Genomic DNA, 21,140 nt, shown 5'->3' on the forward strand with positions numbered 1-21,140 from the left:
AATGGACATCCTTCTTGTTGATGGATACAACATAATTGGTGCTTGGCCAGAACTCAGGGAGCTCAAAAACAAGGATTTATCGTCAGCAAGAGACCGCCTGATTGAAAAAATGGCCGAGTACCAGGGATATTCCGGGTACAGAGTGATTATCGTGTTTGATGCCCATTATGTAAAGGGCACGGAAAAAAAGTTTAAGGATTCAAAGGTCGAAGTTATTTTTACAAGAAATAATGAGACGGCCGATGAACGCATTGAAAAATTGGCTATTGATCTCAGTAATATTAAAACCCAAATTCATGTGGCAACCTCCGATTTCACAGAGCAATGGGTCATATTTGGCCAGGGAGCTCTAAGAAAATCAGCAAGGGAGCTGCTCAATGAAATGAATTTGATTGAAAGCAGCATCGAAAAAAAAGTAAAAAAAATTCAGCAGAAAAAGCCTGTATCCAAGATACCTCTCAGTGATGAAGTGGCAGAAATTTTTGAAAAATGGCGCAGAGGAGGACAATGAGCGGTTGACGCTTGAAAAATCCGTGCTGTATAATATTTCTAACCATGCTTGTACGGTCGGGGGGATCCTAGTGAGTGCTGACTTCAAGACAATCGACGAAAATCTTATAGACTTTATCCAGCTTGAGGACGAAGAAATAGTTGAGCTCGTGCATAAGGGCGAGAGTGAGGCCCTTGATTATCTGATTCATAAGTACCGCAATTTTGTCCGGGCAAAAGCAAGATCCTATTTTTTGATTGGCGCAGATAAAGAAGATATTGTACAAGAGGGAATGATCGGCTTATACAAGGCGATCCGCGATTTTAAAGAGGACAAGCTGTCTTCATTTAAAGCGTTTGCCGAACTGTGCATCACCAGGCAAATCATAACCGCCATCAAGACAGCGACCCGCCAAAAGCATATTCCGCTGAACTCTTATGTGTCTTTGGACAAGCCCATTTATGATGAGGAATCGGACAGGACGCTTATGGATGTAATCTCTGGGGCGAAGGTTATGGACCCTGAAGAGCTTATTATCAACCAGGAAGAATTTGATCACATTGAAGTGAAAATGTCAGAGCTTCTGAGTGACCTTGAACGAAAGGTGCTTGCCCTTTATTTGGATGGGCAGTCCTATCAGGAAATTTCCGAAGAACTGAACCGCCATGTTAAATCGATTGACAACGCCCTGCAGCGGGTGAAAAGAAAGCTGGAAAGATATTTGGAAGTGCGTGAATTTTCCCTATAGACAGAATATCCCAACACCTTGCTTTTTTTGCAGTTATTGACATGTTTTGGGGTGCGTGTTAAAGTTTTAAGGGCGTAATGTGACTTAGTAGGTGGAAATATGACTAAAAAGGTAATTTTGGCTTGCTCTGTATGTGGTTCCAGAAATTATTCCACTGCGGGCAAAAATGATTCTGCAAGGCTGGAACTGAAGAAGTTCTGCAGCACATGCAGCGCTCATACGATCCATAAAGAAACAAAGTGATTATATAGATAAGAAGTTTGCTCTTTTAATAGCAGAAGCCTGAGCGTTTTATGCAGACTGGAAGATTGGTCTGATTTTGAAGCCGCTTTCGCTTCTTGTTAAAGGGTACATCTCTTGAAAGTTGGGGGTTACGAAATGCAGCGCATCGTGAATTTTTTCCGTGAAGTTGGCCGGGAAATGAAAAAGGTCAGCTGGCCTAAACGCAAAGAGCTGACAAACTATACTGTTACCGTTCTTGCCACGGTTACGTTCTTCGCTCTGTTTTTTGCGGTGATTGACCTGGGAATTTCTGAATTGATTCGTTTAATTCTTGAATAACCCCTGAGTTTCCATGGTATAATGGAGAATAACACAGGAAACATTTGCAAAGCCCGGAAACGGGTTTTTTAATTTGGTCAAAAATAATAAATTGTTGAATACAGGGAGGGAAGGACGAACAAGTCCTCGTAAATGGAAAAGAATTGGTATGTTGTTCACACGTACTCCGGCTATGAAAATAAAGTCAAAGCCAATCTGGAGAAACGTGTTGAATCAATGGGTATGCAAGATAAGATCTTCCGCGTGGTAGTTCCGGAAGAAGAAGAAACAGAATTGAAAAACGGCAAGAAAAAAGTAGTGAAGCGCAAAGTCTTCCCTGGTTATGTACTAGTAGAAATCGTGATGACGGATGATTCCTGGTATGTAGTAAGAAATACTCCGGGTGTAACTGGATTCGTAGGTTCAGCAGGTTCTGGCTCAAAGCCGACTCCACTATTGCCGGAAGAAGTTACGAACATCCTTAAGCATATGGGTGTTGAAGAAGCACGCTTTGATATCAACTTTGAGATCGGTGAAACAGTTCAGGTGAAAGAAGGTCCGTTTGCGAACTTCACAGGCACCATTGAAGATATTGATAAAGATAAGGCGAAGATTAAAGTGCTTGTCAACATGTTTGGCCGTGACACTCCGGTTGAACTAGATTTTTCACAGATTGAAAAACTGTAAGAAGCAGTCTGCTGAAAGTACTTTTATATATCTTTGTAAAAAAACTTGAAATTGCCTTTGAAAAGTGATAATATTTCAAAGGTCAGTATGTCTCGGACAAAGAGACTGGACAATTGTTAAAAGTTCTTTATCTTAATATAAAGACTATAAGTTGAGTGGGAGGGAATTTTCCCTATTACCACATCACGGACTTTAAGGAGGTGTGTCTCGTGGCTAAAAAAGTAATCAAACTTGTAAAGCTGCAAATCCCTGCAGGTAAAGCAAACCCTGCACCACCAGTAGGACCGGCACTAGGTCAAGCAGGTGTTAACATCATGGGATTCTGTAAGGAATTTAACGCTCGCACAGCTGAACAAGCTGGCTTAATCATTCCTGTTGAAATCACGGTTTTTGAAGACCGTTCATTTACATTTATTACGAAAACTCCTCCTGCTGCAGTTCTTCTTAAGAAAGCGGCTGGAATCGAGTCTGGTTCTGGTGAACCAAACCGTAATAAAGTAGCAACAGTCAAGCGTGACAAGGTACGCGAGATTGCTGAAACAAAGATGCCTGATCTAAACGCTGCTAGTGTAGAAGCTGCAATGCGTATGGTTGAAGGTACTGCACGCAGCATGGGTATCGTTATCGAGGACTAATCCATGCACGAAGCAGATTTAGGGATGAGGTTGCGACGCTGAATTTTGTTTCACTCGCAACCTTTGTTCTGTCTAGAGCAGGCGCCTTTGACCGAGGCGCCTCCGCTTTTAGTGTCTAGCTGCGGCGCCTAGCCCCTCGAGTCATAAGCTAATCCTCCCGGAAAGGTAAAGATCACCTTTCAGTGAGGCTCGTCTTATGCTTGTCGGGGCTGACCGAGGCGCCTCCGCTTTTACTCGTGGGAGGTTATTCCGCTAAAACCACAATCAAGGAGGAAATAAAAATGGCTAAAAAAGGTAAGAAATACGCAGAAGCTGTGAAGCTTGTTGATTCTTCAAAAGCTTACCCAATTGCTGAGGCGATTGAACTTGCGAAGAAAACTAATTTTGCAAAATTTGATGCAACTGTTGAGGTAGCATTCCGTCTGGGAGTTGACCCTAAGAAAGCTGACCAGCAAATCCGTGGAGCAGTTGTTCTTCCAAACGGAACTGGTAAAACTCAGCGCGTTCTTGTTTTCGCTAAGGGTGAAAAAGCGAAAGAAGCAGAAGCTGCTGGAGCAGATTTCGTAGGTGATTCTGAATACATCAACAAAATCAGCCAAGGCTGGTTCGACTTTGATGTAATCGTTGCTACACCTGACATGATGGGTGAAGTTGGTAAACTTGGCCGCGTATTAGGACCTAAAGGCTTAATGCCAAACCCTAAGACTGGCACAGTTACTTTTGACGTTCAAAAAGCAGTTAACGAAATCAAAGCAGGTAAAGTTGAATACCGTGTTGACAAAGCTGGTAACATCCACGTGCCAATCGGTAAAGTATCTTTCGAAGACGAAAAGCTTGTTGAAAACTTCAACACTATTTTCGATACAATGATGAAAGTGAAGCCTGCTGCTGCTAAAGGAACTTACATGAAGAACGTTTCTGTTACTTCTACTATGGGACCTGGCGTAAAAGTAGATCCTTCATCTGTTGCAGTAAAATAATAACAATTGACATTCTAAAATACATGCTGTAATATGTATTTTGTTGTTAAAATATAATAACATTTGTGCCGTAGACAGCAGGTGCTTAATTGCTTAATTTCCTGCCGAGGTATTACGATAGAATTGCTTTTTCTTGCTATTGTATACTTCCTCCATGTCTGCAAAGTCGTGGAGGTTTTTTATTGGACGGTATGAATGTAGAAATTCTACAGGAGGTGTAAGGATGAGCAGCGTTATCGAACAAAAGAAACAAATCGTAGAAGAAATTGCTGATAAGCTTAAATCAAGTTTATCAACAGTTGTTGTTGACTACCGTGGTCTTACTGTTGCTGAAGTTACTGAACTTCGTAAACAGCTTCGTGAAGCTGGCGTGGAATTCAAAGTATACAAGAATTCAATGACTCGCCGTGCTGCTGAAGCTGCTGAACTTTCGGGTTTAAACGAAGCTTTAACTGGACCTAACGCAATCGCGTTCAGCACAGAAGATGTAGTTGCTCCAGCGAAAATCCTTAATGATTTCGCGAAAAAGCATGAAGCACTTGAAATTAAAGCAGGTGTAATCGAAGGAAATGTCGCTTCAGTAGAAGATATCAAAGCTCTTGCTGAACTACCATCACGCGAAGGCTTGCTTTCTATGCTACTCAGCGTACTTCAAGCACCTATCCGCAATCTTGCTCTTGCTGCAAAAGCTGTTGCAGATCAAAAAGAAGAACAAGGCGCGTAAGTTGATTTTAGCGTTAAACTAATAGATTCAAACCAAAAATAAGGAGGAAACATAATCATGACTAAAGAACAAATCATTGAAGCAGTTAAAAATATGACTGTTTTAGAACTTAACGACTTAGTAAAAGCTATCGAAGAAGAATTTGGTGTAACTGCTGCTGCTCCTGTAGCTGTAATGGGCGGAGCTGCTGGTGGAGACGCTGCTGCTGAGAAAACTGAATTTGACGTTGTTCTTGCTTCTGCAGGCGACCAAAAAATCAAAGTTATCAAAGTGGTACGTGAAATCACAGGTCTTGGACTTAAAGAAGCAAAAGAACTTGTTGACAACACTCCAAAAGCTCTTAAAGAAGGCGTTTCTAAAGAAGAAGCTGAAGAAGTTAAAGCTAAGCTTGAAGAAGTTGGAGCTGGCGTTGAAGTTAAGTAATAACATTTATGAAAAGTCCGCTGCTTAAGCGGGCTTTTTGTTTTGCTGTAAAATCTATAACTTTAATCTGAAGGTACTGTCCAGCTAAACAAGGAACGCTTCGTCAGCTTTATCATCGTACGACTAAAAGCATCGTGTTACGGAGGAGCCTGTTCCCTCGAGGTGTCGGGGAAGGGAAGGGCGCTTCTGCTTTTCTGTTTACTTTTTGCTTTTTGATGGGCAATCCTATATAATTCCTTCGAAACCACTTAATTGTGATTCTCCTATTTTCTTCTTATATATTCTCCCTGGAGGTGATTTCATGTCTGAACACTACTATTCCCAAACGCAAAAAGTTGAAAGCAGCCCTAAAACCTGGAGTTATACTCTAAAGGAGTATCCATTCCGATTTAAAACAGATAATGGTGTTTTTTCAAAGGGTGAAGTGGATTTTGGTTCAAGGTTATTAATTGAGACTTTTGAAGAGCCGGAAGCTGAAGGTAACATTCTTGATGTAGGCTGCGGATACGGGCCCATTGGGCTGACTGCAGCAAAGCTGATGCCTGAACGGACAGTTCATATGGTTGATGTAAATGAGAGGGCGCTTGGACTTGCGAAAGAAAATGCTGAATTGAACGGCATTAAAAATGTGCAAATCTATGAAAGTGACCGCCTTGAAAATACAAAAGGAAATAAGTTTGCGGCCATTCTGACAAACCCGCCGATCCGCGCCGGGAAAAAGGTTGTTCATGATATATTTGAACAAAGTTTTCATTCGCTGATTTCTGGAGGTGAGCTATGGGTTGTCATCCAGAAAAAGCAGGGTGCACCATCTGCCATAGATAAACTGACAGAGTTATTCGGTGAAGTAGAGACAGCAGAAAAGAAAAAAGGCTATTTTATTTTAAGAGCAAAAAAAGATTGACTTGACTTTTTTGCTATGATAGTATTGTAAAATGCCAACATATTATATTTCTATTTATAACTAAATTTATCTAATAGTTGTATAAATTTGGTTTTAATGGAAAAGCTAACAAAATAATAGTCGTATTGTGAAAATGTGGTTTTTGAAGTGAAAACCCTTTTTCTTTTTGTCTTATAAGAATGGAGGTTTGGCTTATGTCCCTGTACTTTTTCGGGAAAAGTCCAGCTTCTAAGCCAGTTCGCTGGCGGCACTTTGCGCCATCGGTTCCGGCTCTTTTGCTTGTTGCCGATAGGCAGGCGCTCTATAGCTTTTCTTATAAGATGATATAAATTGCTATTAGCAACAATAACGCTTGATTTGAGGGGTGAATCAGTTGACAGGTCAACTAGTTCAGTATGGACGACACCGCCAACGTAGAAGTTACGCACGAATCAGTGAAGTTTTAGAATTACCAAATCTAATCGAAATCCAAACCTCTTCTTATCAATGGTTTCTTGATGAGGGTTTACGAGAAATGTTCCATGATATTTCTCCGATTGAAGACTTTACTGGTAATTTGTCGCTTGAATTTATTGATTACAGCCTTGGCGAACCAAAATATTCCGTTGAGGAATCGAAAGAACGAGATGTTACATATTCTGCACCTTTACGTGTGAAAGTGCGTCTTGTAAACAAAGAAACAGGCGAAGTTAAAGACCAGGATGTCTTTATGGGTGACTTCCCGCTTATGACAGAGACAGGTACGTTCGTTATTAACGGAGCGGAACGTGTCATTGTATCCCAGTTAGTACGTTCACCGAGCGTATATTTCAGTGGAAAGCTTGATAAAAACGGGAAAAAAGGCTTTACAGCAACCGTAATCCCGAACCGCGGCGCTTGGCTTGAGTATGAAACAGATGCCAAAGACGTCGTATACGTCAGAATAGATCGTACTCGGAAACTGCCCGTTACGGTTCTTTTGCGTGCACTTGGGTTCGGCTCTGATCAAGAGATCATCGATTTGATTGGAGACAACGAGTACATTCGCAACACTCTTGAAAAAGATAATACTGAAAGTACAGAGAAAGCGCTGCTTGAAATTTATGAGCGCCTTCGTCCGGGCGAACCGCCAACGGTTGAAAATGCGAAAAGCTTGCTTGTCTCAAGATTTTTCGATCCAAAGCGCTATGACCTGGCGAATGTTGGACGCTATAAGATCAATAAGAAGCTTCATATCAAAAATCGCCTGTTCGGTCAAAAACTGGCTGAAACGCTTGTGGATCCAGAAACTGGCGAAATCATTGCGGAAAAAGGCGTTACGCTTGACCGCCGCACTTTAGACCGGATCCTTCCTAACCTGGAGAAGGATATCGGCTTTAAAACCGTAAGCCTTTTAGGCGGAGTTGTAGATGATGAAGTGCTGCTTCAGTCTATTAAGATTTACGCGCCTAATGAAGATGGCGAAAAAGTCATCAATGTAATTGGCAATGCTTATGTTGAAGAAGCAGTGAAAAACATTTCACCTTCTGACATCATTGCTTCAATCAGTTATTTCTTTAACCTTCTGCACTCTGTAGGAGATACAGATGATATCGACCATCTTGGAAACAGACGTCTTCGTTCAGTCGGAGAACTATTGCAGAACCAGTTCCGCATCGGTCTTTCCCGTATGGAGCGTGTGGTCCGCGAGAGAATGTCCATCCAGGATACAAATACCATTACGCCTCAGCAGCTGATTAATATCCGTCCTGTTATTGCGTCAATTAAAGAGTTCTTTGGAAGCTCGCAGTTGTCCCAGTTCATGGACCAGACAAATCCGCTCGCTGAACTGACACATAAACGCCGTCTTTCTGCGTTAGGACCTGGTGGTCTGACACGTGAACGTGCCGGCTTCGAAGTACGTGACGTTCACTACTCTCACTATGGCCGTATGTGTCCGATTGAAACGCCGGAGGGACCAAACATCGGTTTGATTAACTCCTTATCTTCATTTGCGAAGGTAAACCGTTTCGGATTTATCGAAACACCGTATCGCCGAATTGACCCTGAGACCGGAAAAGTTACATCCCGCATCGACTATCTGACAGCTGATGAAGAGGATAACTATGTAGTGGCCCAGGCGAATGCACTTCTTGGTGAAGATGGCTCATTCCTTGACGAAGAAGTAGTTGCCCGTTTCAAAGGTGAAAACACAGTTGTGAAGCGAGACCGTGTTGACTACATGGATGTATCGCCTAAACAGGTAGTTTCTGCTGCGACGGCATGTATCCCATTCCTGGAAAACGATGACTCCAACCGTGCCCTGATGGGAGCGAACATGCAGCGTCAGGCTGTGCCTTTGATGCAGCCGGAAGCGCCAAGAGTTGGTACTGGTATGGAATATGTATCAGGTAAAGACTCAGGTGCTGCAGTCATCTGTAAGCATGAGGGGATCGTTGAGCACGTAGAAGCTCGCGAAGTTTGGGTTCGCCGCATTCAAAACGTGGATGGCCAGGAAGTTAAAGGCGATCTTGATAAATACAGAATGCTTAAATTCATCCGTTCCAACCAGGGAACTTGCTACAACCAGCGCCCAATCGTTGCTGTAGGCAACCGTGTAACTAAAGGAGAAATCCTTGCTGACGGACCTTCCATGGAACTTGGTGAATTAGCGCTTGGACGCAACGTTCTCGTCGCGTTTATGACATGGGATGGATATAACTACGAGGATGCGATCATTATGAGTGAGCGCCTCGTAAAAGATGATGTTTATACATCTATCCATATTGAAGAATATGAATCAGAATCACGCGATACAAAGCTTGGACCTGAAGAGATCACAAGAGATATCCCTAACGTTGGGGAAGATGCACTGCGCAATCTGGACGAACGCGGAATTATCCGCACAGGTGCGGAAGTAAAAGATGGCGACCTTCTTGTTGGTAAAGTAACTCCTAAAGGGGTAACGGAACTAACAGCTGAAGAACGGCTATTGCACGCAATCTTTGGTGAAAAAGCTCGTGAAGTCCGCGATACTTCCCTTCGTGTGCCACACGGCGGCGGCGGTATCGTACTCGATGTTAAAGTATTTAACAGAGAAGATGGAGATGAGCTTCCTCCAGGTGTTAACCAGCTTGTGCGTGTATATATCGTTCAGAAGCGTAAAATCTCTGAAGGTGACAAGATGGCCGGACGCCACGGTAACAAAGGTGTTATCTCCCGTATTTTACCGGAAGAAGACATGCCTTACCTGCCGGATGGCACCCCAGTAGACATCATGTTAAACCCTCTCGGGGTTCCATCGCGTATGAACATCGGACAGGTGCTTGAGCTTCACCTTGGTATGGCTGCCAGAGCATTGGGCATTCACGTAGCATCTCCTGTATTTGATGGTGCCCGCGAGGAAGATGTATGGGCAACGATCGAAGAAGCAGGCATGGCGCGTGATGCTAAGACTGTCCTTTATGATGGACGTTCAGGCGAGCCGTTTGACAATCGCGTATCAGTAGGTGTCATGTATATGATCAAACTGGCGCACATGGTTGACGATAAGCTCCATGCCCGTTCAACAGGACCTTACTCTCTTGTTACGCAGCAGCCATTGGGCGGTAAAGCTCAGTTTGGCGGACAGCGTTTCGGTGAGATGGAGGTTTGGGCACTTGAAGCATATGGTGCTGCCTATACACTTCAGGAAATCTTAACGGTTAAGTCCGATGACGTCGTTGGACGTGTTAAGACTTACGAATCAATCGTCAAAGGCGAGAATGTTCCTGAACCGGGCGTACCGGAATCATTCAAGGTACTAATCAAAGAACTTCAAAGTTTAGGTATGGATGTTAAGATCCTTTCTGGCGATGAAGAAGAAATTGAAATGCGCGACCTGGAAGATGAAGATGATGTTCAGCAGGCTGAATCATTGACAATCGCTCCGGAAACGCAAAATGAAGAACAGGTAGTTACGAAAGAATAATTTAATATAAATCCTTAATCCCTGGGCGCTCCGCCCTAAATGGCGGAGGCTGCTGGGGATATTATTGGCACTTTTGCTGCTGTTTGAGCAATAAGGGTAAAACCCGGAGATCAAAAGGGAGGTAGGCCCCTTGCTAGATGTAAATAATTTCGAGTATATGAAAATAGGTCTTGCTTCACCGGATAAGATACGTTCTTGGTCACATGGTGAGGTTAAGAAGCCTGAAACGATCAACTATCGTACATTAAAACCAGAAAAAGACGGTTTATTCTGCGAACGCATTTTCGGACCGACAAAAGACTGGGAATGTCACTGCGGAAAGTATAAGCGTGTTCGATACAAAGGCGTTGTCTGTGATCGATGCGGCGTTGAAGTAACACGTGCAAAAGTGCGCCGTGAAAGAATGGGCCACATTGAACTTGCAGCCCCTGTATCCCACATTTGGTACTTCAAAGGCATCCCAAGCCGTATGGGTCTTGTGCTGGACATGTCTCCGCGTGCACTTGAGGAAGTTATTTACTTCGCTTCTTATGTTGTAACGGATCCTGGCGATACGGCTCTTGAAAAGAAGCAGCTGCTTTCCGAAAAAGAATACCGTGCATACCGTGAAAAGTATGGAAACAAGTTCCAGGCATCCATGGGTGCTGAATCCATTAAGAAACTTCTTTCTGACATAGACCTCAACAAAGAAGTAGATACCCTTAAAGAGGAACTGAAAACTGCCCAGGGCCAGCGACGCACTCGTGCTATCAAGCGCCTGGAAGTTCTTGAAGCTTTCCGTGGCTCCGGAAATGAACCATCCTGGATGATTCTTGACGTTCTTCCGGTTATTCCTCCGGAACTTCGTCCGATGGTACAGCTGGATGGCGGACGTTTTGCCACTTCCGACTTAAATGATCTGTACCGCCGTGTAATCAACCGCAACAACCGCCTAAAGCGTCTATTGGACCTTGGTGCTCCAAGCATTATTGTTCAAAACGAAAAGCGCATGCTTCAGGAAGCAGTAGATGCGCTAATCGATAACGGCCGCCGCGGAAGACCGGTAACAGGACCAGGAAACCGTCCGTTAAAATCCCTGTCGCATATGCTTAAAGGGAAGCAGGGGCGTTTCCGCCAAAACTTGCTTGGTAAGCGTGTTGACTATTCTGGACGATCGGTTATCGTCGTAGGACCAAACTTAAAAATGTACCAGTGCGGACTTCCCAAAGAAATGGCATTGGAATTATTCAAGCCATTCGTTATGAAGGAATTGGTGGAAAAAGGCTTAGCCCACAACATCAAGTCTGCAAAACGCAAGATCGAAAGAGTGCAGCCGGAAGTTTGGGATGTTCTTGAAAGTGTCATTAAAGAGCACCCTGTATTGCTTAACCGTGCCCCAACTCTTCACAGACTGGGCATTCAGGCATTTGAACCGACATTGGTGGAAGGACGCGCTATTCGTCTTCATCCGCTTGTGTGTACTGCATACAACGCAGACTTTGACGGTGACCAAATGGCTGTTCACGTGCCGCTTTCAGCAGAAGCACAGGCAGAAGCCCGCCTGCTGATGCTTGCAGCACAGAACATCCTGAACCCGAAAGACGGTAAGCCAGTTGTTACTCCTTCACAGGATATGGTATTAGGTAACTATTACTTGACACTTGAAAGAGCCGGCGCTGTCGGAGAAGGCATGATCTTCAATGATACAAGTGAAGCACTGCTTGCCTATCAGAACGGCTATGTTCATTTGCATACAAGAGTAGCTGTCCATGCTGGATCCTTGAATAACCAGACATTCACCGAAGAACAAAATAAAAAGCTTTTATTAACTACGGTTGGTAAGCTTGTTTTCAACGAGATTCTGCCTGAGACATTCCCATACATCAACGAGCCTACAAAAGAAAACCTTGAGATTGAAACTCCTGAGAAATACTTTGTAGAGCCTGCTACTGATGTAGCTGCTGTTATCAAGGAAATGCCTCTAGTAGATCCGTTTAAGAAAAAGATCCTTGGAAACATCATTGCGGAAGTCTTCAAACGCTTTAAAATCACTGAAACGTCTAAAATGCTTGACCGCATGAAAAATCTTGGATTCAGATACTCCACAAAAGCCGGCATCACGGTTGGTGTAGCTGACATCGTGGTATTGGGCGAGAAGCAGGAAATTATCCACGAAGCACAAAGCAAGGTTGATAATGTCATGAAACAGTTCAGACGCGGACTTATTACCGAAGATGAGCGTTATGATCGTGTTATTTCAATCTGGAGTGCAGCGAAGGATAATATCCAGGCAAAATTGATGAAGTCATTGGATAAATCCAACCCAATCTTCATGATGAGTGACTCCGGTGCCCGTGGTAACGCATCCAACTTCACTCAGTTAGCTGGTATGCGCGGACTCATGGCCAACCCGGCTGGACGTATCATTGAATTACCGATTAAATCAAGTTTCCGTGAAGGTTTAACAGTACTCGAGTACTTTATTTCTACACACGGTGCCCGTAAAGGACTTGCCGATACAGCCCTTAAAACAGCTGACTCAGGTTACCTGACTCGCCGTCTGGTAGACGTAGCACAGGATGTCATCGTTCGTGATGATGATTGTGGAACTGACCGCGGATTGCTGATCGCATCTCTTAAAGATGGTACTGAAGTCATTGAAGCGCTTGAAGAGCGTCTGATTGGCCGTTATGCAAGAAGAAATATCAAACATCCTGAGACAAATGAAGTGATTGTAGCTGAAAACGGATTGATCACTGAAGATATTGCAGTTGAAATTGTTTCAGCCGGCATCGAAAAAGTATGGATCCGTTCCGCGTTCACATGCAACACACGTCATGGGGTTTGTAAAAAGTGCTACGGCCGCAACCTGGCAACCGGACAAGAGGTTGAAGTTGGTGAAGCAGTAGGTATCATCGCTGCCCAATCCATCGGTGAACCAGGTACACAGTTAACAATGCGTACGTTCCATACCGGTGGGGTAGCAGGAGACGATATCACTCAAGGTTTACCGCGTATCCAGGAAATCTTCGAAGCGCGTAACCCTAAAGGTCAGGCAGTCATTTCTGAAATTGATGGTGTGGTAGTTGGCATCAATGAAGGCCGTGACCGCCAGCATGAGATTGTTGTTCAGGGTGAAGTGGAGTCCAAGACGTATACAGCACCTTATACAGCCCGCTTAAAAGTAGCTGTAAACGATGAAGTAGTACGTGGACAGGAATTGACTGAAGGTTCTATTGACCCTAAAGAGTTAATTAAAGTAAAAGATGTAACAGCTGTTCAAGAATACTTGCTGCGTGAAGTTCAGAAGGTATACCGCATGCAGGGTGTTGAAATTGGCGATAAGCACATCGAGGTAATGGTACGCCAGATGCTTCGCAAAGTGCGTGTAATTGATGCAGCAGAAACAGATGTACTGCCAGGTACTCTGCTTGATATCCATCAATTTACAGATGCCAACGAAAAAGCCCTTCTTGCTGGCAAAATGCCTGCAACAGGACGTCCGGTTCTCCTTGGTATCACAAAAGCATCTCTTGAAACAGATTCATTCTTATCAGCAGCATCCTTCCAGGAGACGACAAGAGTTCTTACCGATGCAGCGATTAAAGGCAAGCGCGATGAGCTTCTTGGCCTGAAAGAGAATGTAATTATTGGTAAGCTTGTCCCTGCCGGAACAGGAATGCAGCGCTATAGAAGAGCAGAGCCTTATACAAATGAGGAAACTGCTGAAAATACTGTTACTGTAGAATAACTTTATTATTGCGGTGCTTGCTTATTTACCAGCAAGTACCGCATTTTAAAATGAATAAATAAAATAAAATTCATTTTGCTTGTTGACATCGAAAAATGAAGATGGTACTATAGCAAAGGTGCTCCTATTCACCGGATACTTTGGAGGATGTCGTAAATGTCTTATGATAAAGTATTGCAGGCTAAAAGTTTTATTGTAGGAACAAAGCAAACAGTCAAAGCTCTCAAACAGGGAACAATTGATGAAGTCGTAGTCGCCAGTGATGCTGATCCTAGGGTTACAGCTAAAGTGGTTAGTACAGCGAATGAGATGAACGTTCCGATTGTGTATGTTGATTCGATGAAAAAGCTCGGTAAAGCATGCGGAATCGAAGTTGGGGCAGCAGCTGTTGCCATATCTTTTTAAAAACTGTTTTTGTAGATTGCTATCTGCAAGAACTTTGTTTTTGCATCAAAATGAACCACCTGGATGTGTGGGCTTAAACAAATTCGAAGGGAGGAAAAATCAAATGCCTACTATTAACCAATTAGTGCGCAAGCCTCGTCAAACTAAGTCAGAGAAGTCAAATTCACCAGCTCTTAACAAAGGCTACAACAGCTTCAAGAAAGCTCAAACAAACGTAGCTTCACCTCAAAAGCGTGGTGTTTGTACTCGTGTTGGTACAATGACTCCAAAGAAACCGAACTCTGCATTACGTAAATATGCTCGTGTTCGTTTAACAAACGGTATCGAGGTTAATGCTTACATTCCTGGTATCGGACACAACCTTCAAGAGCACAGTGTTGTTCTTATCCGTGGAGGACGTGTAAAAGACTTACCGGGTGTACGTTACCACATCGTGCGCGGCGCTTTAGATACTGCTGGTGTTAACAACCGTATGCAAGGCCGTTCTAAATACGGTGCTAAGCGTCCAAAAGCAGCTAAAAAATAATTCTGAATAATAGACAACCATCTTTGAAAGGAGGAACAATCCATGCCACGTAAAGGTCCTGTAGCAAAAAGAGACGTATTGCCGGATCCGATTTACAACTCAAAGCTAGTTAGCCGTCTGATCAACAAAATGATGATCGATGGTAAGAGAGGTAAATCTCAAGCTATTCTTTACTCTGCGTTCGATATCATCAGCGAGCGCACTGGCAAAGAGCCAATGGAAGTTTTCGATCAGGCACTTAAAAACATCATGCCTGTACTTGAAGTAAGAGCACGCCGTGTAGGTGGAGCTAACTACCAAGTACCAGTTGAGGTGCGTCCTGACCGCCGTACTACTCTTGGTCTTCGCTGGTTAGTAAACTATGCGCGTCTTCGCGGTGAAAAGACTATGGAAGAGCGTTTAGCTAACGAAATCCTAGATGCAGCTAACAACACTGGTGCATCTGTTAAGAAGCGTGAAGATACACACAAAATGGCAGAAGCGAACAAAGCGTTTGCTCACTACCGCTGGTAAGATATACAGCTTAACTAAAATAACACTCATACTAGGAAGGAGAAAGACCCAATGGCTAGAGAGTTCTCCTTAGAAAATACTCGCAATATCGGTATCATGGCTCACATTGATGCCGGTAAAACAACAACAACTGAGCGTGTACTTTACTACACTGGCCGTATCCACAAAATCGGTGAAACACACGAAGGTGCTTCACAGATGGACTGGATGGAGCAGGAGCAAGAGCGTGGAATCACAATCACTTCTGCTGCAACAACTGCACAGTGGAAAGGCCACCGCGTAAACATCATTGACACTCCTGGACACGTAGACTTCACAGTTGAAGTTGAGCGTTCACTTCGTGTTCTTGATGGTGCGGTTGCGGTACTTGATGCACAGTCAGGAGTTGAGCCTCAAACTGAAACAGTTTGGCGCCAGGCAACTACTTACGGAGTACCACGTGTGGTATTCGTAAACAAAATGGATAAAATCGGTGCTGACTTCTTATATTCATTGAAGACACTTCATGATCGTCTGCAAGCTAATGCGGCAGCTATCCAATTACCGATTGGTGCTGAAGACCAATTCGAAGGAATCATCGATCTTATCACAATGAAAGCTACGTTCTACGGTAATGACCTTGGTACTGATATCGAAGAGCGTGATATCCCAGAAGAATACATGGATCAAGCTGAAGAATACCGTGAAAAGCTAATTGAAGCGGTAGCTGAACTTGATGAAGAATTAATGGAGAAATACCTTGGCGGTGAGGAAATCACTAACGAAGAGCTAAAAGCAGCTATTCGTCAAGGTACAGTAAACGTTGAGTTCTATCCTGTAATCTGTGGTTCTGCTTTCAAAAATAAAGGTGTACAAAAAATGCTAGATGCAGTAATCGATTATCTTCCTTCTCCATTAGATGTACCAGCTATCAAAGGTACACTTCCAGATTCGGAAGAAGAGGTTACTCGTCCTTCTAGCGATGATGCACCTTTCTCAGCTCTTGCATTTAAAGTTATGACTGACCCTTATGTCGGTAAACTTACATTCTTCCGTGTTTACTCTGGAACATTGAACTCAGGTTCATATGTACAGAACTCTACTAAAGGGAAGCGCGAGCGTGTAGGTCGTATCCTGCAAATGCACGCTAACTCTCGTGAAGAGATCTCGGTAGTTCACGCTGGAGATATCGCAGCAGCTGTTGGTCTTAAAGATACTAGCACTGGAGATACACTATGTGATGAAAAGAATCTTGTTATTCTTGAGTCTATGGAGTTCCCAGAACCAGTTATCTCATTATCTATCGAGCCGAAATCCAAGGCTGACCAAGATAAGATGACTACTGCTCTGCAAAAACTTCAAGAAGAAGATCCTACATTCCGAGCGCATACTGACCAGGAAACTGGACAGGTTATTATCGCTGGTATGGGTGAGCTTCACCTTGATATTCTAGTTGACCGTATGAAGCGTGAATTTAAAGTGGAAGCAAACGTAGGTGCACCTCAGGTTGCATACCGCGAAACTTTCCGTTCTTCAGCTCAGGTTGAAGGTAAATTCGCCCGTCAATCCGGTGGACGCGGACAATTCGGTCATGTATGGATCGAATTTGCTCCAAATGAAGAAGGTAAAGGCTTCGAATTCGAAAATGGCATTGTCGGTGGTGTTGTTCCACGTGAATACATCCCTGCAGTTCAAGCTGGTCTTGAAGATGCCCTTGAAAGAGGAGTGCTTGCTGGTTTCCCATTAGTAGATATCAAAGCTAGATTATTTGATGGTTCTTACCATGATGTCGACTCTTCTGAAATGGCATTTAAAATTGCTGCCTCTATGGCACTTAAAAATGCAGCGTCAAAATGTAATCCTGTAATTCTTGAGCCGGTTATGAAAGTTGAAGTAGTAATCCCTGAAGAATACATGGGTGATATCATGGGTGATGTTACATCACGCCGTGGACGCGTTGAAGGTATGGAAGCTCGCGGTAATGCACAAGTAGTTCGTGCGATGGTTCCACTATCAGAAATGTTTGGTTACGCAACTGCATTGCGTTCTAATACGCAGGGCCGTGGTACATTCTCAATGCACTTCGACCACTATGAAGAAGTACCTAAATCAATTTCTGAAGAAATCATCAAAAAAAATAAAGGTGAATAATTGATTTTACCTTTTTAATAAAGTATAACTACTATTGTAGGCAAAAAGCGCTGTGGGAAGGGAAACCTCTCCACAGCAAAAATTACTTAACTTTTATAATCTGAAGGAGGATTTTTCAAATGGCAAAAGCTAAATTCGACCGTTCAAAACCCCATGTTAACATCGGTACAATCGGACACGTTGACCATGGTAAAACTACTTTAACTGCAGCTATCACAACTGTTCTTTCTAAAAAAGGCGGCGGTGAAGCACGCGGATACGATCAAATCGACGCAGCTCCAGAAGAGCGCGAGCGTGGAATCACAATCTCAACTGCACACGTTGAGTACGAAACTGAAAACCGTCACTATGCACACGTTGACTGCCCAGGTCACGCTGACTATGTTAAAAACATGATCACTGGTGCTGCTCAAATGGACGGCGGTATCCTAGTAGTATCCGCTGCTGACGGCCCAATGCCACAAACTCGTGAGCACATCCTTCTTTCTCGTCAGGTTGGTGTACCTTTCCTTGTTGTATTCATGAACAAGTGTGACATGGTTGACGATGAAGAACTACTTGAATTAGTAGAAATGGAAGTTCGTGACCTTCTTTCTGAGTACGAATTCCCTGGTGATGATATCCCAGTAATCAAAGGTTCTGCTCTTAAAGCTCTTGAAGGTGAAGCTGAGTGGGAAGCTAAAATCGAAGAGCTTATGGCTGCTGTTGATGAGTACATCCCAACTCCAACTCGTGACACTGACAAGCCATTCATGATGCCTGTTGAGGATGTATTCTCAATCACTGGCCGTGGTACTGTTGCTACAGGACGTGTTGAGCGTGGACAAGTTAAAGTCGGTGACGTTATTGAAATCATCGGTCTTGCTGAAGAGCCAAAATCAACTACTGTAACTGGTGTAGAAATGTTCCGTAAGCTTCTTGACTATGCTGAAGCTGGAGACAACATTGGTGCCCTTCTTCGTGGTGTAGCACGTGAAGATATCCAACGTGGACAAGTACTTGCTAAGCCAGGTTCTATCACTCCACACACTAAGTTCAAAGCTGAAGTATACGTTCTTTCAAAAGAAGAAGGTGGACGTCACACTCCATTCTTCACAAACTACCGTCCTCAGTTCTACTTCCGTACAACTGATGTAACTGGTATCTGTAATCTTCCTGAAGGCGTAGAAATGGTTATGCCTGGAGATAACATCGAAATGACTGTAGAACTAATTGCTCCAATCGCTATCGAAGAAGGTACTAAGTTCTCTATCCGTGAGGGTGGACGTACTGTAGGCGCTGGCGTAGTTGCTACAATCCAAGAGTAATTGCAATAGATAAAAACAGATGGGTGACAACCCATCTGTTTTTTTTTTGTGTTTTTGCGTCGGGCAAAATATCAGCATAGTTTCTTTGACAGTATGAAACTTTGTACTCCTGCTGAGATAGAGATCGAATTTACTAAATCGCTTCAATGCTAACCATCAAGATTCTGCAGCTTAAACAACCAAAGCTCATCAAAAGTATCCTATTATATACACTACTTTCTTCTATATATAATCACCTATTCTAACTACATCATTTGACAGTTCCCATGGACCTAAAGCAAATATTTAGACTTCTTCCTATCCTATTGAAAACTTTGTAATCTGCAGTTATAATAGTAAAAGTGTGCGAAACATAAAGAAATAACATATACATGTTGCATTTCATTTATTGTTTCTGTATAATAGACAATGTTGGTCTTTGACTGCGATGATGTGAAAGGTTGCTGACACACCCGGCCGCTTTGCCATGGCGAGTGTGTGGGAAATTTTCACGGAGAATGTCTATATTAAAATAGGCGAAAAGGAGGGAAAATAATGGCAAAACAAAAAATTCGTATTCGTTTAAAAGCGTATGATCACAGAATTCTTGATCAATCAGCAGAAAAGATTGTTGAGACTGCAAAACGTTCTGGTGCGGCTGTTTCAGGTCCGATTCCATTACCAACTGAAAAGTCTATTTACACAATCCTTCGTGCGGTTCACAAGTACAAAGATTCTCGTGAGCAGTTCGAAATGCGTACGCATAAACGTCTAATCGACATCGTTAACCCAACACCACAAACGGTTGATTCTCTAATGCGTTTAGACTTACCGTCCGGTGTAGATATCGAAATCAAACTTTAATCAATAAATAATCATAAGAAAATTAGGAGGTGTGACTGAAATGACCAAAGGAATCTTAGGAAGAAAGATTGGTATGACTCAAGTATTTGCTGAAAACGGTGATCTTATCCCGGTAACAGTTGTTGAGGCAGCTCCAAACGTTGTTCTTCAAATGAAGTCAGTTGAAACTGATGGATATGAAGCGATCCAGCTTGGATTTGAAGATAAGCGCGAAAAGCTATCCAACAAACCTGAAAAAGGCCATGTTGCTAAAGCAAACACTGCTCCTAAGCGCTTCGTACGCGAATTCCGCGGAGCTGATTTAGGACAATATGAAGTTGGTCAAGAAGTCAAAGTTGATATATTCGCAGAAGGCGAAACTGTTGATGTAACAGGAATCTCAAAGGGTAAAGGTTTCCAGGGTGCCATCAAGCGCCACGGACAATCTCGCGGGCCTATGGCTCACGGTTCTCGTTACCACCGTCGCCCTGGTTCAATGGGTCCTGTAGCTCCAAACCGTGTATTTAAAGGTAAACTATTACCTGGACGTATGGGCGGAGAGCAAATCACTGTACAAAACCTTGAAATCGTTAAAGTTGATGCTGAGCGCAACTTGCTATTGATCAAAGGTAACGTACCTGGTGCTAGAAAAGCATTAGTAAAAATCAAAAGTGCGGTAAAAGCATAATAATTAAACCGGAAAGGAGGAAAACAGAATGCCGAAAGTAGCATTGTTTAACCAAAGCGGATCTAAAGTTGGTGATATCGAACTTAATGATGCGATCTTTGGTATCGAGCCTAACCAGCACGTATTATTCGAAGCTATTGTTATGCAAAGAGCTTCTTTACGTCAAGGGACTCATAAAACTAAAATTCGTTCTGAAGTAGCGGGCGGAGGACGCAAGCCATGGCGCCAAAAAGGCACAGGCCGTGCACGTCAAGGTTCTATCCGTTCACCACAATGGCGCGGAGGCGGTACTGTATTTGGTCCTGTACCACGCAGCTACAGCTACAAACTACCTAAAAAGGTTCGCCGTCTGGCAATCAAATCTGCGTTATCTTCTAAAGTGTTAGAAGAAAACATCCTAGTATTAGAAGGCCTTGCTTTCGAAACTCCTAAAACAAAAGACTTCAAAGGTGTATTAACTGGTCTTTCTGTTGATTCAAAAGCACTTATCGTAACTGCTGACCTAGATGAGAACGTAGCATTATCTGCTCGCAACATCCCTGGTGTAACAGTTGTGTCTGCTTCTGGAATCACTGTTTTAGATGTTTTAAACCATGATAAGCTTATCATGACGAAAGCAGCGGTTGAAAAAGTAGAGGAGGTGCTTGCATAATGGATGCACGCGAAATCATTAAGCGCCCCGTAATCACTGAACGTTCTACTGATATTATGGCTGATAAAAAATATACGTTCGAAGTTGACGTACGAGCTAACAAAACTCAAGTTAAGGACGCTGTAGAGCAAATCTTTGGCGTTAAAGTTGAGAAAGTTAACATCATGAACTACAAAGGTAAGTTCAAGCGTATGGGCAAATTTGGCGGTTACACTAACAAACGCCGTAAAGCGATCGTTAAATTAACAGCTGAAAGTCAAGAAATCGAGCTATTTGAAGCTTAAAACTACTATAACTAGAAGAGGAGG

21 protein-coding genes and 1 other annotated feature are annotated in these 21,140 nt (G+C 43.2%); all 21 genes read left to right on the forward strand.

From position 1 onward, the window contains the following. Position 1 precedes the first annotated feature (1 nt). The 21 genes from AC0VZ9_RS00625 to rplW all read left to right on the forward strand — a co-directional run bounded on the left by AC0VZ9_RS00625 (position 2) and on the right by rplW (position 21,116). A complete protein-coding gene (locus AC0VZ9_RS00625; RefSeq protein WP_009336534.1) occupies positions 2-511 on the forward strand; it encodes an NYN domain-containing protein in 510 nt (169 codons plus the stop codon). 70 nt (positions 512-581) lie between these two features. Continuing rightward, complete coding sequence (sigH, locus tag AC0VZ9_RS00630) at positions 582-1,238, forward strand: RNA polymerase sporulation sigma factor SigH (protein WP_009336536.1); 657 nt, start codon at positions 582-584, stop codon at positions 1,236-1,238. Positions 1,239-1,337: 99 nt separating this feature from the next. Beyond that, positions 1,338-1,481, forward strand: a complete 144-nt coding sequence (gene rpmG, locus AC0VZ9_RS00635; protein ID WP_009336538.1) for a 50S ribosomal protein L33 — start codon at positions 1,338-1,340, stop codon at positions 1,479-1,481. A 135-nt stretch (positions 1,482-1,616) separates the two neighbouring features. Next, on the forward strand, positions 1,617-1,799 hold the full coding sequence (gene secE, locus AC0VZ9_RS00640; protein WP_009336541.1) for a preprotein translocase subunit SecE: 183 nt from the start codon (positions 1,617-1,619) through the stop codon (positions 1,797-1,799). A 132-nt stretch (positions 1,800-1,931) separates the two neighbouring features. Beyond that, positions 1,932-2,465 (forward strand): transcription termination/antitermination protein NusG, encoded by a 534-nt coding sequence (gene nusG / locus AC0VZ9_RS00645; protein WP_009336543.1) that lies wholly within the window; start codon positions 1,932-1,934, stop codon positions 2,463-2,465. Between the two features lie 209 nt (positions 2,466-2,674). Continuing rightward, positions 2,675-3,100, forward strand: a complete 426-nt coding sequence (gene rplK / locus AC0VZ9_RS00650) for a 50S ribosomal protein L11 (RefSeq protein ID WP_009336545.1) — start codon at positions 2,675-2,677, stop codon at positions 3,098-3,100. 236 nt (positions 3,101-3,336) lie between these two features. After that, complete coding sequence (rplA, locus tag AC0VZ9_RS00655; RefSeq protein WP_026041788.1) at positions 3,337-4,080, forward strand: 50S ribosomal protein L1; 744 nt, start codon at positions 3,337-3,339, stop codon at positions 4,078-4,080. A 50-nt stretch (positions 4,081-4,130) separates the two neighbouring features. Further along, positions 4,131-4,270 (forward strand) — a sequence feature (ribosomal protein L10 leader region). A 33-nt stretch (positions 4,271-4,303) separates the two neighbouring features. Then, positions 4,304-4,804, forward strand: coding sequence for a 50S ribosomal protein L10 (gene rplJ, locus AC0VZ9_RS00660; protein WP_009336549.1), 501 nt, complete (start codon positions 4,304-4,306; stop codon positions 4,802-4,804). Between the two features lie 57 nt (positions 4,805-4,861). Further along, positions 4,862-5,227, forward strand: coding sequence for a 50S ribosomal protein L7/L12 (gene rplL, locus AC0VZ9_RS00665; protein WP_009336551.1), 366 nt, complete (start codon positions 4,862-4,864; stop codon positions 5,225-5,227). A 301-nt stretch (positions 5,228-5,528) separates the two neighbouring features. Continuing rightward, positions 5,529-6,131 carry a class I SAM-dependent methyltransferase gene (locus AC0VZ9_RS00670; protein ID WP_009336553.1) on the forward strand — a complete coding sequence of 201 codons (603 nt, stop codon included), beginning with the start codon at positions 5,529-5,531 and terminating at the stop codon, positions 6,129-6,131. Positions 6,132-6,504: 373 nt separating this feature from the next. After that, entirely contained in the window at positions 6,505-10,059 is a 3,555-nt protein-coding gene (gene rpoB, locus AC0VZ9_RS00675; RefSeq protein WP_386850234.1) for a DNA-directed RNA polymerase subunit beta, read from the forward strand. A gap of 130 nt (positions 10,060-10,189) precedes the next feature. Next, positions 10,190-13,789, forward strand: coding sequence for a DNA-directed RNA polymerase subunit beta' (rpoC, locus tag AC0VZ9_RS00680; protein ID WP_019382782.1), 3,600 nt, complete (start codon positions 10,190-10,192; stop codon positions 13,787-13,789). 156 nt (positions 13,790-13,945) lie between these two features. Further along, entirely contained in the window at positions 13,946-14,194 is a 249-nt protein-coding gene (locus AC0VZ9_RS00685; RefSeq protein ID WP_475396968.1) for a 50S ribosomal protein L7ae-like protein, read from the forward strand. A gap of 103 nt (positions 14,195-14,297) precedes the next feature. Continuing rightward, positions 14,298-14,720: a 30S ribosomal protein S12 gene (rpsL, locus tag AC0VZ9_RS00690; protein ID WP_009336562.1), complete on the forward strand. Its 423-nt coding sequence runs from the start codon at positions 14,298-14,300 to the stop codon at positions 14,718-14,720. 42 nt (positions 14,721-14,762) lie between these two features. Beyond that, positions 14,763-15,233: a 30S ribosomal protein S7 gene (gene rpsG, locus AC0VZ9_RS00695; protein ID WP_009336565.1), complete on the forward strand. Its 471-nt coding sequence runs from the start codon at positions 14,763-14,765 to the stop codon at positions 15,231-15,233. A 51-nt stretch (positions 15,234-15,284) separates the two neighbouring features. Beyond that, positions 15,285-17,363, forward strand: a complete 2,079-nt coding sequence (fusA, locus tag AC0VZ9_RS00700; protein ID WP_009336567.1) for an elongation factor G — start codon at positions 15,285-15,287, stop codon at positions 17,361-17,363. 119 nt (positions 17,364-17,482) lie between these two features. Then, positions 17,483-18,670, forward strand: a complete 1,188-nt coding sequence (gene tuf, locus AC0VZ9_RS00705; protein WP_009336569.1) for an elongation factor Tu — start codon at positions 17,483-17,485, stop codon at positions 18,668-18,670. Positions 18,671-19,204: 534 nt separating this feature from the next. Then, positions 19,205-19,513: a 30S ribosomal protein S10 gene (gene rpsJ, locus AC0VZ9_RS00710; RefSeq protein ID WP_009336571.1), complete on the forward strand. Its 309-nt coding sequence runs from the start codon at positions 19,205-19,207 to the stop codon at positions 19,511-19,513. Between the two features lie 40 nt (positions 19,514-19,553). Next, entirely contained in the window at positions 19,554-20,180 is a 627-nt protein-coding gene (gene rplC, locus AC0VZ9_RS00715; RefSeq protein ID WP_009336573.1) for a 50S ribosomal protein L3, read from the forward strand. A gap of 28 nt (positions 20,181-20,208) precedes the next feature. After that, positions 20,209-20,832, forward strand: a complete 624-nt coding sequence (gene rplD, locus AC0VZ9_RS00720; RefSeq protein ID WP_009336574.1) for a 50S ribosomal protein L4 — start codon at positions 20,209-20,211, stop codon at positions 20,830-20,832. Then, the gene (rplW, locus tag AC0VZ9_RS00725; protein WP_009336576.1) at positions 20,832-21,116 is read left to right on the forward strand and encodes a 50S ribosomal protein L23; all 285 of its coding nucleotides are present in this window, start codon (positions 20,832-20,834) and stop codon (positions 21,114-21,116) included. Before rplD ends, rplW begins: the two co-directional genes overlap by 1 nt. Positions 21,117-21,140 lie beyond the last annotated feature (24 nt).

This window comes from Cytobacillus sp. QJM3NY_8, from assembly GCF_056173585.1.